This window comes from Caloramator mitchellensis, from assembly GCF_001440545.1.
GTDB classification, from domain to species: domain Bacteria; phylum Bacillota; class Clostridia; order Clostridiales; family Caloramatoraceae; genus Caloramator; species Caloramator mitchellensis.
The window spans coordinates 254,203-271,554 of the sequence record NZ_LKHP01000002.1; the positions used below are offsets into that span (position 1 = coordinate 254,203).

18 protein-coding genes are annotated in these 17,352 nt (G+C 33.6%); 1 reads left to right on the top strand and 17 read right to left on the bottom strand.

Going from position 1 to position 17,352, the window contains the following annotated elements; genetic code table 11:
* Positions 1 to 139: 139 nt before the first annotated feature.
* The 5 genes from ABG79_RS02830 to sleB form a co-directional block, all read right to left on the bottom strand.
* Positions 140 to 565 carry a YwiB family protein gene (locus tag ABG79_RS02830; RefSeq protein WP_057976906.1) on the bottom strand — a complete coding sequence of 142 codons (426 nt, stop codon included), beginning with the start codon at positions 563 to 565 and terminating at the stop codon, positions 140 to 142.
* Between the two features lie 19 nt (positions 566 to 584).
* Entirely contained in the window at positions 585 to 1,391 is an 807-nt protein-coding gene (gene murI / locus ABG79_RS02835; protein ID WP_057977057.1) for a glutamate racemase, read from the bottom strand.
* Between the two features lie 146 nt (positions 1,392 to 1,537).
* Positions 1,538 to 1,720 (bottom strand): small, acid-soluble spore protein, alpha/beta type, encoded by a 183-nt coding sequence (locus ABG79_RS02840; RefSeq protein WP_057976908.1) that lies wholly within the window; start codon positions 1,718 to 1,720, stop codon positions 1,538 to 1,540.
* Between the two features lie 84 nt (positions 1,721 to 1,804).
* Complete coding sequence (ypeB, locus tag ABG79_RS02845) at positions 1,805 to 3,160, bottom strand: germination protein YpeB (protein WP_057976910.1); 1,356 nt, start codon at positions 3,158 to 3,160, stop codon at positions 1,805 to 1,807.
* 11 nt (positions 3,161 to 3,171) lie between these two features.
* Positions 3,172 to 3,852, bottom strand: coding sequence for a spore cortex-lytic enzyme (sleB, locus tag ABG79_RS02850; RefSeq protein WP_057976912.1), 681 nt, complete (start codon positions 3,850 to 3,852; stop codon positions 3,172 to 3,174).
* Between the two features lie 155 nt (positions 3,853 to 4,007).
* On the opposite strand from sleB, the gene ABG79_RS02855 reads away from it, so the two are divergent.
* Complete coding sequence (locus ABG79_RS02855; protein ID WP_057976914.1) at positions 4,008 to 5,120, top strand: MGDG synthase family glycosyltransferase; 1,113 nt, start codon at positions 4,008 to 4,010, stop codon at positions 5,118 to 5,120.
* Between the two features lie 57 nt (positions 5,121 to 5,177).
* Here ABG79_RS02855 and spoIIR read toward each other — a convergent pair whose 3' ends face one another.
* The 12 genes from spoIIR to ABG79_RS02915 form a co-directional block, all read right to left on the bottom strand.
* Positions 5,178 to 5,804, bottom strand: coding sequence for a stage II sporulation protein R (gene spoIIR / locus ABG79_RS02860; RefSeq protein ID WP_057976916.1), 627 nt, complete (start codon positions 5,802 to 5,804; stop codon positions 5,178 to 5,180).
* Between the two features lie 57 nt (positions 5,805 to 5,861).
* Positions 5,862 to 7,004 carry a Ger(x)C family spore germination protein gene (locus ABG79_RS02865; RefSeq protein WP_057976919.1) on the bottom strand — a complete coding sequence of 381 codons (1,143 nt, stop codon included), beginning with the start codon at positions 7,002 to 7,004 and terminating at the stop codon, positions 5,862 to 5,864.
* Entirely contained in the window at positions 7,001 to 8,095 is a 1,095-nt protein-coding gene (locus tag ABG79_RS02870) for a GerAB/ArcD/ProY family transporter (protein ID WP_057976921.1), read from the bottom strand. Before ABG79_RS02870 ends, ABG79_RS02865 begins: the two co-directional genes overlap by 4 nt.
* Positions 8,082 to 9,629, bottom strand: a complete 1,548-nt coding sequence (locus tag ABG79_RS02875) for a spore germination protein (protein WP_057976923.1) — start codon at positions 9,627 to 9,629, stop codon at positions 8,082 to 8,084. Before ABG79_RS02875 ends, ABG79_RS02870 begins: the two co-directional genes overlap by 14 nt.
* Before the next feature lie 21 nt (positions 9,630 to 9,650).
* Positions 9,651 to 9,860, bottom strand: a complete 210-nt coding sequence (locus tag ABG79_RS02880) for a CLC_0170 family protein (RefSeq protein WP_057976925.1) — start codon at positions 9,858 to 9,860, stop codon at positions 9,651 to 9,653.
* A gap of 76 nt (positions 9,861 to 9,936) precedes the next feature.
* A complete protein-coding gene (locus ABG79_RS02885; RefSeq protein ID WP_057976927.1) occupies positions 9,937 to 10,662 on the bottom strand; it encodes a nucleotidyltransferase family protein in 726 nt (241 codons plus the stop codon).
* A 3-nt stretch (positions 10,663 to 10,665) separates the two neighbouring features.
* On the bottom strand, positions 10,666 to 11,529 hold the full coding sequence (ispE, locus tag ABG79_RS02890; protein WP_057976929.1) for a 4-(cytidine 5'-diphospho)-2-C-methyl-D-erythritol kinase: 864 nt from the start codon (positions 11,527 to 11,529) through the stop codon (positions 10,666 to 10,668).
* A gap of 178 nt (positions 11,530 to 11,707) precedes the next feature.
* Entirely contained in the window at positions 11,708 to 13,264 is a 1,557-nt protein-coding gene (locus tag ABG79_RS02895) for a DUF3794 and LysM peptidoglycan-binding domain-containing protein (RefSeq protein WP_057976931.1), read from the bottom strand.
* 247 nt (positions 13,265 to 13,511) lie between these two features.
* Positions 13,512 to 13,769 (bottom strand): Veg family protein, encoded by a 258-nt coding sequence (locus tag ABG79_RS02900; protein WP_057976933.1) that lies wholly within the window; start codon positions 13,767 to 13,769, stop codon positions 13,512 to 13,514.
* Between the two features lie 208 nt (positions 13,770 to 13,977).
* Complete coding sequence (locus tag ABG79_RS02905) at positions 13,978 to 15,309, bottom strand: N-acetylmuramoyl-L-alanine amidase (RefSeq protein ID WP_057976935.1); 1,332 nt, start codon at positions 15,307 to 15,309, stop codon at positions 13,978 to 13,980.
* A gap of 12 nt (positions 15,310 to 15,321) precedes the next feature.
* Positions 15,322 to 16,179, bottom strand: a complete 858-nt coding sequence (gene yabG, locus ABG79_RS02910; RefSeq protein WP_057976936.1) for a sporulation peptidase YabG — start codon at positions 16,177 to 16,179, stop codon at positions 15,322 to 15,324.
* 99 nt (positions 16,180 to 16,278) lie between these two features.
* Positions 16,279 to 17,268, bottom strand: a complete 990-nt coding sequence (locus ABG79_RS02915; protein ID WP_057976937.1) for a CotS family spore coat protein — start codon at positions 17,266 to 17,268, stop codon at positions 16,279 to 16,281.
* Positions 17,269 to 17,352 lie beyond the last annotated feature (84 nt).

Below are 17,352 nucleotides of genomic sequence, written 5' to 3' on the forward strand. Positions count from 1 at the left end.
GTAAAAATAATAACAAGATGACTTGTCCTAATTATTGTCGAGTTAAATAAATTGAGAACCGTCCCTAGGAATTTGTCCTAATTGTCGTAGAGTTGATTAAATTGAGAACCGTCCCCAATAAAAAAAGGGTGAAGGCCCTTTAGTTTTTAGGTAGGTTGATGTTTAGTTCGAGGGAGTTGTCGATAAAGCCATCGCCGTTGCTGTTGATTTCGTATTCGAGTTTTACGTTGCCGCCGTTTTCGTCGACGTTGACCTGGACAGTTCGGGGTCTTATTGTAATGTTCAATACTCCAAATTGGGTGGTGTAAAAGCTAACAACGCTCTGACCACGTTTGAATACAAGGTCGGAGTTGGTCGTGCCTCTTCTTATTATGCTTACCTTATCCTTTTCAAGCATAAGAGTTGTTCGTGTCCCTTCAAGTCCTGAAAGTTCCGATTCATCGTATTCAGCTATATATTTATCGTCATTTTTGTAAAATTCGCCTTCAGTAATAAGCTCTATCACTTCTTTTTCTCCATCTATCTTTTGCACATTTTTTACTGAAATCAATGCTTTTTTCTTCATATTTTCATCCCCTTGGGCTTTAGAATTTTTCTATATCAATCTTTCTTATGTTTATTATATCATGTTCTAAAAAGTTTCCGCCTACTCTTTTAAATTTATCTGGATTGTCGCTGACATAATATTCATATTCGGCGCTGTTATCGATAGTATTTTCGATACAATTTTCATTCAATATTCTTTTTAACTCAAGTGCCGTTTCCCTGGCTGGATTAATTAGTTTAACTTTATGTTCCAAAACATCATCCACAACCTTTGTAAGCAGCGGATAGTGAGTGCATCCCATAACAAGGGCATCTATTTGCTTCTCTTTTAATTGGCTTAAATACTCTTCAGCCACCATATAAGAAACCTTTGTATTCGCCCATCCTTCCTCCACAATTGGAACAAATAATGGACATGGATATGCATAAATCTTAGCATCTGGCAAAAGCTTTATAATTGCTTTTTCATAGGCTCTGCTGTTTACAGTCCCTTCCGTCCCTATTATTCCAATCCTTTTATTTTTCGATGCCTTTGCTGCAGCATTTGCGCCCGGCTTTATAACCCCTATTACGGGAATTTCAAAAGCATTTTGCAATTCATCTAAACTAAATGCCGATGCGGTATTGCATGCAACAACTATTGCCTTTACATTCTTCGTCAATAAAAACCTCGTGTTCTGCTTTGCAAATCTTGTAACAGTTTCTGCTGACTTTGAACCATAGGGCACTCTTGCAGTATCACCAAAATAAACTATATTTTCGTTAGGCAATGTATCCATAATTTCTTTTACAACAGTTAATCCACCTATTCCTGAATCAAACACCCCTATAGGTCGTGTATCCAATTTCATCCCCTGCCTTTTCTACTGCTATATAATAATTATATTTATATTATACATTTTTAATCCTCAAAAGTTAACTTAAGTAATTTTAAATCAACTGATATATTTTGTAAAGCAAAAAATATATGGGTGCAAATAGCACCCATATACTATCTATGATTCTGTTCTTCTGCCATTCTTGATGCATACCTAATTGCTGCTGCAACCAAATTACCACATTCTCTTGAAGGAACTCCACCCCAGCCTTCTCTTCTTACGATGTCATCAACGCCAAGCTCTTTTGCAAGCTCATACTTTAAAGCATCAGACATAATTCCATGCCTTCTGCTCATTTCAATCCCCCCTGTTTCGTTCCTTACTTATATTATCCCCCGAAATTGTAATTGCAATCATGCAAATAATAACATTACTGTAAGCTACATAGTCAATTCCCCATTTGGAGTATCTATAAGCTTTAATATTCTTTCCTCGGTTCCATCCATTGCATTTATATAAACTATGTATTTCTCTCCTTTATATTCACCATAAAACTCATAACAGAACACTTCCTTCATAGACTCCATAGGAATAATAGAAAGTCTTACATTTTTTATAGCAAGCTTTGTTGAAACATTGCTCCTTGCCTCATCAACCGAAATCCTTGGCTTTTGAATATCCCTTTTTGTATGTGCAATCATATAATGCTGTGCTTCAATACCCACAATATCTCCATTATCAAGAGCGATTTTCAATTTTATCTGGTCAGGGTAAATAACAACCTTATCCTGAACATACACATAGTTAATTACAGCAACATTATCATATTTTAGAGCATACGTAGGAATCATGGATTTATAGCCATGTTTTTCTAAAAATTTTATACCTATATCGACTGCCTTTTTTATTTTTATTGTTTCCTTCCCAACGCTTCTTGAATCAAGCATATAAACAAGATGTCCGCCATTTTTACTAATATCTATATTTATATCTCCATCTTTTCTTCCTCTAACCTTAACAGAAAGAGCATATGTTGGGACCTTATCGCTTGTTTTGTCGCTATACTGCGAAATTGAAGCTACTCTTTCTTTTCCAATAATATCTGCTGCTATTTTCTTAGCCTCATCAAGGCTTACTTCCTTCTCCTTTAAAACCCTAGGCTTAATATTTAACACATTTTCAGCAAAAGGACCATCGTAAATAAGCGTAGGATATTCCTGAAGCTCCTTTGCAATCCTCTCAAATTTCACATCTACAGTTTCAGCAAGATTCCTATTAAACGTGGATGAACCCTGGTCCTTAATTTCAGTCCAGTCGATATTTCCAGCGCTTATTTCTCTTTCAAGTTCATGAAGCTGAACATTTAGGTATCCAGCAAAATCCGTAAGCTTTTCAACAGTATTCATGTCTGCTTCAGTCAAACTTTGCCCTGAGTTTACAGTCTTTAATAAAGAATAACAAAAATCACCAACCTGAGTTAAGAACTTTGTAGTCTGGCCTATTGCCTGGTGAGAAATTGGGAGAGAATTTAATTTATCCTGAGCAATACTTGCCTGCCTCCATATATCCCCAAACAATATAAGAGCCTGTTTGGGCGTTGCAGTGACCTGGGCTTTCGATAGGGATACCTGAATACCATCGACATTTGAAATCAAATCGTATAAACTTCTTTGATATTGTGCCTGCAGATAATTTCTATATTCCTTTCTATCGAGATAAAGCAAAAAACTATATGTAGATGTTCCAACAACTATTATAGAAACTACGATTGCAAGAAAAGACCTTTTATTAAACATACCTGCACCTCCTATTTACAAAATACGTGTTTACCTATCTTTTTTATAATTGGCCTAGACCAAATCCACTTATTTGTCGTCTTAGCAGGGTTATAATAATATATCGCCCCACCTGACGGGTCCCAACCATTTAAAGCATCATTAGCCGCCTTTTGTGGCATTGGCTCCAATTTTGCATTTATTTGCCCATCTGCAATAGCAGTAAAAGCACCTGGCTGATAAATTACACCTGCGATAGTCTTAGGAAATCTTGGGTCCCTTGTTCTGTTAACTATTACAGCCCCAATCGCAACCTGCCCAATATATGGCTCGCCTCTTCCTTCACCGTTTATAATTCTTCCTAAAAGGCTTACATCAGACCTTTGTATTTTATTTCCCCTTGAAGCAGTATTATTGGATGTGCTTATTCCCAAGGCATTTAAAGTAGCTGAACCAACTACTCCATCCACCTTTAAACCTCTTGCCTTTTGAAACTTTATTACTGCCTCCTTTGTATCACTTCCAAAGTAATTATCAGGCGTTCCCTTAAAATACCCAAGGCTTTTTAATTTTGTTTCAATCTTACTAACCATATCACCCTTTGAACCCAATTTATATGCAGCTGCTGAAACAGATGAATTATATTGAATTAAAATTTGAATAATAAAAAATACTATTAAAAGCGGAAGAACCATTTGAACTACCCTCTTCATATTATCCCTCCAGACAACAATTCTAATAGATATTTTTTACATAATTTTCAATAATATGTATGGTTTTAAAGATTTTTTGAAATATATGTTAAGCTATTGTAATAACGAATGACTAAATCAAAAAAAGGTTATATAATGACTTTGAGGTGATAATGATGAAAATACTTGCCCTAACCGTTTCAGCGGGAAAAGGCCATCAAAAAGCAGCCGAAGCATTAAAAAAATACTATGCCGAGAACAATCCAAATATTGAATTTGAGATAGTAGATACCCTGAAATATATAAATCCAATTGTTGATAAACTAATAGTTGGCGGATATTTAAAATCCCTCAAAAAAACCCCTAAGCTATACGGAAAACTTTATTATTTTTCCGAAAACGAGGATGCTGTTTCAGCCATTTCCAATCTAATTCACGATATATTTTCAATTAAATTTAAAAGCCTATTGGAGGAAATAAACCCTGATTTAGTTCTATGCACTCATCCGTTCCCCATTGAGATAATGTCTATACTAAAAAAGAAGGGTAAAACAGAAATAAAAACAGCCGCAATCCTAACCGATTATGCACCACATCCATTTTGGTTTCAGGATTATATTGATGCCTATATAATACCCCACGAGGATTTCATAGACGACCTTATAAACCTTGGAGTCCCAAGCGAATCTATTCATCCACTTGGAATACCCATTTGCAACGACTTTGCTCAAGCAATTGAAAAGAATAAGGCGAGGGATTTGCTCGGGCTTGAAGACAAAACCACCATCCTTATTATGGGAGGTGGACTTGGTATAGGAAATATTAAAAGCGTTTTTGAATCATTGATATATAGCACCCTAGACATTCAAATAATAGCAGTTGCAGGATACAACGCAAGGCTCAAAAATCAGCTGCTAAACTTATCAAATATATGCAATAAGAAAACAAAGATATTCGGATATACAGATGAAATAAACTTACTTATGTCAGCTTCAGATTTAATAATAACAAAACCTGGTGGCCTTACAATTACAGAAGCTCTAATTAAAAATTTACCAATGTTATTAATATCGCCAATTCCTGGGCAGGAAGAAAAAAACGCAGAATACCTCTTAAATTGCGGAATTGCTGCTTATTCAAAAAGACCTGAAAACATTACAATAACACTAAAGCAACTTTTAGGAAGCTCCAAACGGTTGACCCACATGAAAGAAATGGCAAGTGAAAAAGCAAAACCAAATGCTGTTGAAGATATTGCAAAATTATTGATTGATTTATCAAGCCGCTAGCAAAATTCAAAGCTGTCTCAAATAGTAATACAAAAATCACTATTTAAGACAGCTATTTTATTTTCTTGCAGAACCTTTAATCCTCTCGATTGCTCTTGAAAAAACTTCAGCACCTTTAAATTTTAGTTGAATCTTATTCGGCTTATTAAATGTCTCTATGCTTGCATCCTCAAGCGCTCTTTTTAACATCTCTTCACTCTTTTTATCCACCTTGCCTCTTGTAATATCTATAAAGCACAAAGGGGGAAACATTACGCACCACCAATTTTTCCCTTCTCCCTTTCCTAAAACCACTCTTAGCGCTGTGTATTCTCCTGGAGGCAAAGTTACATCCCCATATTTTTTTACAGGGAAACTATAATGTCCCAAATATGCCCTTGCCCTATAATTAAATCCATTCTGGACTAAAACCTTATTGGCAGTCTCTTCAATTAAATCAATACTTTCGTCTATAATTTTATAAGACTTATTAAAATCTTTTGCATTAGTCAACAATGGAGAAACCTGCCTTAAAACTTCATCCCTAACTTTCAACTTAACAGTTTGGTCCTCTAGGCTGTCGCTGTTTGCAATAACGTGGAATCTAATTAGATTCTCATCAAAACCATTGTTTTTATAAGTATCAATCCCCAAGAACATAACAAAAATGATAACAGCTAAGATAAACATCAATATCCTTTTCATAATTTGTCCCCCTTTACTAATCTTAGCTATTATCATTCCCACTTTTTAGAATTTTATTCACCTTACAACCCCAATTCTTCTAATAAACGTTTCAATTTCAAACTCAAATTCTGCATTTTTAAAAGCTCTATCCCAATCCTTTTCGTATTTTTTATATAATTTATACTTGTGTTTTTTTGTCCAATCCTTTAATTCAAGGTAATCATATCCTATATCCTGCTGAAAAAATCTAACAACTTCCTTCATCTCAAGTTCAACTTGCTCTTCTATAGATTTTTTTAGCTCCTTAATAACATCAGGTTTTAACAAATCCTCATTAAATAAAAACTCCTCTATATCACCTTCAAGCTCAATTTTTACATTATATTGCAATTTATCATCTTTTTCTTTTAAATTTAAATCACATGCTGAACTTGTTAAATGATATGATAAAATTTTATCCTTATACTTAAAAAGTTTTCTTCCTGTTTTTAATTTGTTTGTTATAATTGAATATCCTCTCAAATATCTGTCACTTATTGTTCCAAACATCTTACCATCCTTAAGCAGTGCGACATCTTTTATAGTAATTTCATCACTTTGCTTTTCTACAATAGGCAACATTGACGCGCCGCTTATCTTTATGTCTGATATAAATTCACTTAAACTAACATTAATCATAGTAGCAACCCTTGACTGATTTTCTATTATTCCTATGATATATGGTGCTACTAACTTTTCTAGTTTCGGTGTTACCTCAGGAATATTCTCTATATCCTTAGTCGCAACAATAAAGGAGGACCTGTTTTTTAGAGGCTCCCTATCAAGCCAATCTAAAAAGTCGCTTAACTTATCTTTATCCTTTAGAAGATTTTCTCCAATGATTATTAATTTTGTATGCCCAAAAAAAAGTTTTCTGTTTTGCTTTTTACTAACCATTCCTATGGCCTCAGGTAAATTTTGCGCCTTAATTTTAATTTCTTCAAAACCTTTTGGAGCGCCTGAAACAATTTTTGATGGATTAGGGGCAATGAAAATAACCTCTAAGTTCTGATTTTGAAATTCATAGAATGGTTTTTCTATCTGGGTATGAGCATCTTGTTTTATTTCATCTATTGCAATGGCATAAACAAACAATCTATCTTCTATCTCTATTTTATCCCAACACCCGGATATAACCATCAAACTTAAAAGCACCCCAATAATCATACCTTTCTTCATGCTTTTCTCACCCCCTTAATCAAGGAAGCGATATACATTACAATTGGAATAAAAAACAATGTGTAATATCCAAGATAAAGCACCATTTTATCACTAAGGTCAACAATATCTGCAATACTATCTGGTATCAAAGATATTATATATATAATCGGCATAATCATTATTGCTATATGTTTCTTTTCCCTATGTTTTATCAAATCCCCTCCAACTATCATGTATCCAAAAACATAAGTTACGATAGTCGTAAAAATAAGTATAATCCAAAGTGAAAACAAAAGCCCTTCAATTCCTTCTAAAAAGGCGCCGGGAACATCTGAAGCTTTGACTAAAGATAAAGTAGGATATAAAAGCGTTTTGGTATATTCTGCCCCAAATCTTGCATAACAATGAATTACAATAAATATATATATAAATATGATAAAAATCATTCCTATCATAGAACTTTTAAAAGCCTTTTCAGGTTTTCGAATAAAAGGAAAAAGAAAAAACAAAATCTCAAAGCCTGCATATGAAAAAAGGCTATCACTAATCCCCTTTAGAATCTTTAATGGTTCAACCCTCAAAACAGGGAGCAAATTGCTATAATCACTCTTGGGAACCACAAGCAAAAACAAAAAAACAAATGTTAAAACTGTTAAGTAAAATATTGCTTCAAAAAATCTTGCAATTTGCTCTATTCCCATTCTTACAAGCAAATATGCAACAATAAAAATTGGAATCATAATAAACTCAAGTGGTGTGTTAAACAATAGATACATCTTTGTTGTTTCACCAAACATCCTTATCTCAATCGCAGTAAAAAGAAAGTAAAATAAAAATATAGGCAATGCCATTAAAGTTCCTATAAATTTTCCAAATAATGTCCTTAATGTTTCAACTAATCCCAATTCAGCATATTTCTTGCCTACTTCAGATATAAAAAATAAAAATAAAATATTTATTAAACCTCCAAGAATTAGAACAAACCATCCATTGTTCTCTACATCCTTTGCTAAAACAGCTGGAAGCGTAAAAATGCCAACTCCTATAGGAGTTAGAAAAATTAACAACCCAAGTTGAAAACTTGATATTTTGTCATCATTGGGAACCATTTTCATCACCTTGCCTTATTATATCCTGCGGATCATACATCCTCGGCCTTTTCTTTATATACTTAATAGGAAATTTTAATGCACTATCAACCATATCTTCTAAATAAAGCGGTGCCAAAGGTGCAAGATACGGTGTCCCAAAGGATTTTAGGTTTACCAAATATATCAAAGTGCCTATGTAGCAAAGAGATATTCCATATAGCCCGTATATCGATGCCCCAATCATAAATATAAATCTTAAAAGCCTAAGCGCTGTTGCAAGCTCATAATTTGTAATTGAAAAACTTGCAATTGCAGTAATTGCAACCACAATTACCATAATGGGACTTACAATGCCTGCTGAAACTGCTGCCTGACCTATGACAAGACCACCTACTATTCCAATAGTAGAACCTATCGGCCTTGGTAGTCTAATACCCGCCTCCCTTAAAAGTTCAAATGTAATCTCCATTATGATAGCTTCTATAAATGCTGGAAAAGGAACCCCTTCTCTCGTAGCTGCAATTGAAAGAGCAAGCTTAGATGGAATAATCTGCGGGTGAAAACTTGTAATTGCTATATAAAGTGCAGGTGAAAGTATAGAAAGTCCACCAGCAAGCACCCTAATGAATCTTACAAATGTAGCAATTATTGACCTACTGTAATAATCTTCTGCAGATTGAAGGAATGCATTTATAGTGACAGGAACTATTAATGCAAAGGGGGAATTATCTACTAAAATTCCCACCCTTCCCTCATATACTGCTGCAGCAACAACATCTGGTCTTTCTGTTGTTTGTGCTTGAGGGAATATCGAAAAAACTTTATCTTCAAGCAGTTGCTCTAAATATCCGCTATCCATAATTGTATCTATGCTGATTTTTCCCAATTTCTTATTTAACTCGTCTAATACCCTCTTATCCACAATATCTTCTATATACATTATTGCAATATCCGTTTGCGACCTTTCTCCAAGCTTCTTTTGCACAATTTTAAATCGTGGGTCCCTGATTCTTCTTCTTACTAGCGCAGTATTAACTCTCATCGTTTCTGTAAATCCATCCCTGGGCCCTCTTATTATAGTTTCAGCAGATGGTTCTGCAACGCTTCTTGCTGGCCATGCCTTTGTTGCGATTACAAGAGCTCTATCTGTATAATCAATCAAAAGGCCGGTCTCACCGCTCAAAACATTCAAAACAAGCTCTTCAATTATTTCCACTTCTTTAAAATCAGTTACCGTCATTGCATTATCCTTAGAAACTTCAAATAGTTTGTGTTTAACGGCATTGAAATCAGGTAAAACTTCCCTTGATTTAATCATCAAGGGTATTAACACGAATTCATCAAGCAAAAGCTTATCTGCCATTCCGTCAACGTAAAACAAAAACATCTTGACTCCATTGTCTCCACCAACTTCAAATTCCCTAAAAACTATATCATTACAATCCTTTAGCATAGTCTTTATAAGAGCCACATTTTCCTCAAGGCTCTTGCTTATCTTAGTCTTGTTCTCGGGCGTATATGTATAATAAATCTCCTTTTTTCTCTTTAGCATATTTATCTCTCCCATCAAAAATTAGGACGGCAATATTTTAGTTGCCAAGTATAAAATAAATGAAATAACAACATAAAAAATTGCAAAAAATTTAGAGAATTTTCTTTCCTTCTCTAAATTTTTATTTTTATAATCAACGCTGTCCATATATAAAAAATAGCTTGTGATTAAAAAAAGTATAAAAACATTAAAATCAAAGTTATCCTTAATAAAATTAACAATCTCTTGCATAGCATCAACTCCTTTTATTAGTTTTTCTTTCTTTTAAAAAACTATACAAAAAAGCTACCTCTTAAGAGGTAGCTTTTTATAAATATCTATTTACAAATTCTATATCTTCAATTTTATCAACATCATTTCCTATCTCAGGGTATTTTGTTAAAATCGCTTTACCCTTGACGTCGAACATATCGCATATCTTTTTCTCGACTGATTCAAGGCTCAGCATTCCAAGTGCAAGCCTTATTAGAAATGAAATACCTAGAACCTTTCCCATCTTGAGCGGGTTTTTTCTATATGCAATAAGCTCCGCAGCCTTTTCTGTTGCACGTTCAATAACATTTGGATTTAAATATATTAAATTTCCGCCTGTAAAAGTTCCTTCCTTAAGTTTAACATAGGTCCTTTTAACATCAGGGTATTTTTCGTCATTTAATATCTTGTCGATTATCGGATATCCTAAGTCTATACTCTTATTTTCACATTCAGCAACAAAATCCTTAATTGCCTCTCCGCTTACAAGCGGTATATCTGCAGTGCAAATCAAAACAGGGGTTTCATAATCAGCAATCTCCTTAATGCTCTTTTTAATATTCTCCAGCATCTCACCATCTGAAAGTATATAACCGTCATATAGATTTTTAATCATTTCCCTTAATACTTCATCGCCGGCAACATAAATGTTTTTTATAGTTCCAGAAGCCTTCAGTGCATCTATAAGATATTCAACCATAAATTTTCCCTTTATTTTTAGCAGAGCCTTTGAATATCCTTCCTCTCCCCTATCCCCTGCAAGAATCAAAGCATTAACCATTTCTTACACCCCTTCATTTACCGTTTTAACCAAATAAACTTCCTTTAAGTAATCCCTTAATCTATTATAGCACACCTCAGCCCTTTCTTCATTTTCAAAAATTCCAAATACCGCTGAACCACTTCCTGTCATAATACTTCCTAAAGCATCAAATTCATGCATTATATTTTTTACTTCTCCAATAACTGGATACTCCCTTATTGTTACTGTTTCCAGAACATTTACCATATTACTTGCTAAACTTTTATAATCTCTTCTTTTTATATATTCAATTAATCTATCTATATCAGGCCTTTTAGATACCTCATCAAGTTTTAAATTCATATAAACTTCCTTAGTTGAAACTGCTACATTAGGTTTTGCAATAACTATATTGAAATTTTCAATTGGTTCAAGAGGTGTTATTCTTTCACCTATGCCCTCTGCAAGGCTTGTTCTATTAACAATGCAATAAGGAAGATCCGCACCAATTTTAACTCCTATGTCCATCATATTATCCAAACTCATTTTCAACTCAAAAATTTGGTTCATCGCCTTTATTACACCTGCAGCATCGCTGCTGCCTCCTCCAAGCCCTGCTCCATGTGGAATATTCTTTTCAATATGTATCCTCACCCCGCCCTTTAAATTAAACCTGTTAATTATTAGTTTCGCAGCCTTATAGCAAGTGTTGGACTCATCTAGAGGGATATCATTTTTATTAGCCGTTAAAACGATTTTGCTATCTGTTTTTTCTACGGTTATATAATCATATAACGATACGCTCTGGTTTATCATCCTTAAAAGGTGATAACCATCCTCCCTCTTTCCAACCACATCAAGGGATAAATTTATCTTTGCAGGACATCTAATCATAACCTTATCCATATCATCACCCTTTTAAAAGTTTCAAATTTTATTATACAATATTTTACAGTTAATTTCAATAAAATAGCCAATCTCATGATTTAGGGTAATTTTTTTCGTAAGAAACTATAAAATCCCATGAATGATTTGCAATATGCCTAAAATCATTCATGGGATTTTAATTATATAATGTTCTTTTTTACCTCATAAACGTCTTTTTAGGAATTATAAGTTTCATTCCTGGTTCAATATAGTCTGGATTATCAATATCGTTAAGCTTTACAATATCCTCCACCTTAGTGCAGTATTTCTTTGCAATTTTCCATAGTGTATCATGCGGCTGAACAGTATAGATTACTAGGCTTGGCATGTTCTTTAAAGTTTCTGAAATATCTATTTCAACAACTGCCTTTAATATTTCTGCCATCTGCTTCTTATAAAGTTTAGCCATACAAACAAGTCCAGCCTTAATATTTACTTCTCTTTCTCCAAATTTTTCAAAACTTAAGCTTTCAAGTTTCACAGAAACCCTAGGCATCATATCAATCTTCGCACCAGGCATATCAACTGAAAACTTAAATGGAATTTCATCTTCATATCCTTCAAGTTCTGCTTCTTCGTTTGCCTTTGTATAAATCATAGCACATCTTAAAACGCCTTCACAAACAACCTTATCCTCAACTGCCTTAACTTCAGTAACGTCAGGCACTGCTTCAACAAATTTGACATCAACTATAGCTTCGCTATCATCTGGAAGTTGCAGCCTCTCCTTTAATACTTGATTATCAACCGCCTCTGCATAAAAGCCAATCCACCTGACATTTTGTTTTTCAAATTCATATCTTGAGTTTGATGAATATGCATCGATAATACTTTGAATATGCCTTTCAGCATATACCTTAACATTAACCTCAATTGTTGCCTGAACTGACAATGCTTTTCTTTCTCCCAATTCATTTTCAACAATATCTGTATATATATCCGTAACATTGCACCTAACATCAACTTTCATATTAGGCTTAGCTTCTGGAATCTCAATTTCGCTGCTGAATGGAATATCCTGCTCAAGAGCAAAATATTCGTTATTCCCTTCCACTAAAACCCTTGCCCTTGCAGTAGCGTTTAAAAGAACCTTCCCATCTAATACCTGAACATCCTTCTTATAAACAAAAACATAGCTCTTTATAATTCCTGCTATTTCTTTATCCTGGACAGTATCAATCTGTGCTTTTACAACTGTCTGCTCTGCCGCCTCAGCTACATATTCATCCATGCTGCAGCTATCCTTAAGGATTTGGACATCCTGCCCTTTAATATCTACGATAGTTTCTACTGTCTTTTTATTTGTAACAACACCTTCCAAATTAATAACTGCGCTCAACTTAATTTTTTTGTTTGTTGAAATCTGATACTCCATATGTTCAATTTTAGCTTTCACATTGCATCCCATGTCGTGTATTGCGCCAGGGACTTGAATATTGTGTGTGAAGCTAGAAGTAACTTCTGCCTTATAAATCCTTTTATTTTCATCATTTGCAGTGTAGTAAACTTTAAAAACTACCTTTCCTTCTACAATTATTCTTTCTTCAACTACCTCTTTTGATAAAATATAAACATCTCCATCACAGGACAAAACCTTATAAACATCTGGGTCCCTCTCTGATAAAACTAAATCAGCAGGAACCATCGTCTGTGTTTGCCCTTCCCCACAAAGTTCTTCGTAATTTATCAAATCCTTTACATATTCTATGGACAATTTAATCCCTCCCACCCGAATTTACCTAATATAATATATATTTCAAATATTAAAAATATTACTTTTTTATTTCAAAATGTTGACACATTTTTTATTTGCTTTATAATAATAACTTGTTGATAACCTTTGTTTATCCCCCTAAAAATAGCTGCCAAACCCATAACCCCTAAAAACTTAAACTTAAGTGCCTGGCACTTAAGTTTAAGTTTTTTTTGCATAAAAAAAGAAAACCCTGAAAACAGGATTTTCACATTGCAACGCTTTTTGGTTTGAATATTATTTGAACTGTTTGCGTCAAAATGTCAGAATAACTGTATGATATAGTTCGTGTTGTATTGTCATTTCCTTCAACTCTTACTATGAATATATTTGGATAAGTCTTTTCAAGGATGCCTTCTTTAACTGTGAATTTTTTTCGTCCGCTGTTTGCCTTAACAACGACTTTTTCACCAACATGCTCATCTATATCTTTTTTGATGGCACTTAATTGTTCTTTTCCTCTCATAAGAAACACCCTCTTTCCACTACACTATTTTACACTAAATTGGGTGTTTCGTCAATAGCAAGTTAAATATTTTATCAACTTTTTTTAATATTGTCAATATCACAAGAAAATATATTTTTATATTATTTTTTAATCAGAATTAAATATTTCTTTGTTTTTAAGTTTATCTTCATTTTATAGGCTTATCCCATATTTGACAAGTTTTTTATCATACCCTTACGTCATAATATTCACAAATACCTTCAAAAACAGCCTTAGCAATCTTTTCAAGTCCCTCTTCATCGTATTTTTCTCTATCGACATTTCCCGTTAAGTATAAGCATTCCAATACAATTCCGCTTACTCTTCCTTCCCTTAATATATAATAGTCACCTACTCTAACTCCCCTGTTTTTTATGCCCGCTTTATTTTTCAACTTCTCAAGTATTTCTTTGGAAAGTTCTAAAGCTAAATCGTCGTCCTTAAAACAGTAGCATTCAGCACCATTTACTGTGTCGTTTATGAAACTGTTCTGGTGAATTGAAATAAAAAAGTTTGGTCTTTCTTTGTTAATGATATTTACCCTATCAAGCAGGGATAAATACTCATCCTTTTCTCTTGTTAAGATTATAATACAACCCTTAGATTCTAATAAATATTTAAGCTTAAGTGCTATTTTTAAATTTATATCCTTTTCAATCAAACTATCATTGACCTTGCCAAAATCGCTTCCACCATGTCCTGCATCAATCACAATTTTTTTATCATATAAATTGTTTAAAATATATTCTTTATCTAATCTAATTATCTCAACCCCAGTAAAATAATACTTTATAAGCTCATTAAACTTACAGCCCTCCTTTGCTAAATTGTTTGCCCCTTGTATACATATACCAAGCCCCATTCCATCTCCTATCTCTTTTATTGAGATGCTTTTTTGCATAAAATAGATTCTATTGCTTTTTAAATTCATCCTTTCAGCAAATTCCTTTCCAGATGTCTTATTTGTTCTTATATCTAAATTAATAATTCTTCCTGTTTCATCCCTTTCAACATTTTCCATAAAGTTAGGTATCTCATTTTTATAATTTCCATTAAGCATTCCTAACTTATTTTCTATATCTTTAATTTCAAATTCAACTTCCCTTTTAGTCCTTGGGCATTTATTGCATAAAACCCTTCTCAAATAGGGGATATTTACTCCTAAAACATCTTCAGAATTTGCTGTTCCTCCAGAACAGTTCATAGTATAATAAAAGTCGATTATCTTATTGTTATATTTAACTATTAAACCTTCAGTTTCACTAACCGCTTTATTTATTTTTTCTTTTAACTTTGTATTTAGATTTATATAATTATTTTCGTCTAACTCAACATTGACTTTTTCATTCTCTATTAAATTTCTTATTCCACGGCAAAGTTTGCTTCTTAACAATACCGAAATTGCCTTTAAAGTTTCTATTTCTAGTTCAAAAAACTCTTGAAAGCTTGACAAATGATAAAGCACAGCCATTTCAAGTTCGATGTATTTCCCATTTAATAAAAGCCTTAAATCATCCATACTCCCACCTCTTTAGACCTTATGGGAGCATTCCCTGTATTTACCCCTGGTTTCAAGCCCTCCAATGCCCTTATCTCCGGTTATTGTGTTTTGTAAAACCTCATTTGGTGATAGAAATTTACTAATGCTAGAAAATGCTATCTTTTCACATACGAATACCGGGTCCATCGCATGTATTAAAACTCTCCCTGGGGAGCTTGCAAAATTAGCCCCAGCATCTAAAAGCGCTTCATAATAGGATTGGCAAGCTCCTGCAAATATAACTAAATCATCGTAGCCCGGTTCATACTCTCTTGCTTTTTTAACTGCTTCTACAAAAAACCTCGAGTTTCTATAATTATTTATGTCCTGTAAATTCTTCGCCCCCTTTACAATGCTGTCGTGACCTGTTAAAACCAGTATATCTGGCTTATATTCTTTTAATAACTGCAAAATAATATCGGACTGCTGCACCTCTGGAACATATTTTACTATTACATTAATTCCAAGCTGCTTATATCCCTTAAGGCATATATTCATGTATTCCTCGTCTCCATCTATGTGCAATACTCTTCCCGACCGTCCTCCCTGCGAAAATTCTTTTTCTTTGCCTTCGAATCTTTTGCCATGAAACGGGCTCTTTCTGCTCAGTATAATCTTCTTAATTTTTGCATTTACCTTTTTATTGAATACTTCATCATATTCGTTTAGTTTTCTTGAGTCTATCTGCATAAGATCCTCCTCAGGAGCATCGGCTACAATTCTTAATTCTATTCCCTTTAAAACATAGGTTCGCTTCCCATCGGACTTTGTAATGATTTGCATTATTTTAAAATATACATCTCCCCCATAGGATTTTCTTGCCACTATATCCCCCACTTTTAAACTCATAGCTTCACCTTTACAATTACTATAGTATTATAATATGTGGTTCGGGACATTTTGCCATTAAAAAAGAGGATAAAAAATTCCAGCAATGCTGGAATTAGTTTAAATTATATCCAAACCCTCAATGAAATTCAGGTAGTTTTCTTTTTCTTCGAGTATTTCCCGCATCTTTTTCATGAAGCTTGCCTCACTCCAACCCGGCTCTTTATAATAATATCTGTTCGCAAGCCTCCAAAATCTTTGCGGGAACATCAAAAGAGCCTTAAGCACGTTTAATTCATCCCTTGTTATGGGCTTTAAATCGTTGTAACTATCAAGTATTAATTTTGCTTTGCTCTTGTCCCAATCTAACCGTTTAAGAGATTTAATCATTAAAGTTGCAACATCATATATTTGTATTTCTTCTTTGCAATAGTCAAAATCGACGATATACACATCCCCATTATCCTTAATTAAAATATTGTGATAGGTAAAATCATGATGGCATAATACCTTATCCTGAATATCCCTCTGACAAACCCTATTATAGCAATCTATATCAAGAAATTTTAATGCCTTTTTTGCAAGTTCAATGTAAAAATCTACATTTTCAAGATAGAGTAAATCAAAATCAGTCTTTTTTTTGTTCTTTCTTGCTAAGTCCCTCATTTTATTAAGAGTCATAAGCCTTTTCTCAAATGTGAAAGGGAGTTTTCCAATATCATTTCTTGCCTTTAAATTATCCTCAGGAGTAAAATTTCTTGCTGCATTGTGGAATTTTGCTAGAACTTCTGCTGCAAGCTTTAAATCCGTTTCGTTCTTAAAGTCGCATTCCCTTCCATCAATCCATTGCGTCACAACATAAATGTCTTCATTTACAAGGGCGTATGGAAGTCCTTTGAGGCTTAGCTCGTTTCTATCAATCTTTTCAAATCCATTGCTAATGATATGCTCCTTAGCCTTATAAATATACATAAGCTTGTGTGGACCATAATTAACTTTTTTTAAGCATTTGTTCCCCTTATTTGTCTTAATTAGATACACTCCTCTTTGTGGAATCATATCTCTTATTTCAAATCCAAACTGTGTTGATATTTCTGTTTCCCTAACCATCTTTCCACCCCCTATTAATTTTTATGTCAAACATCCCTATAATATGAATGCCAGCCTCTTGACTTTTTGACTTTTTTTACTTTT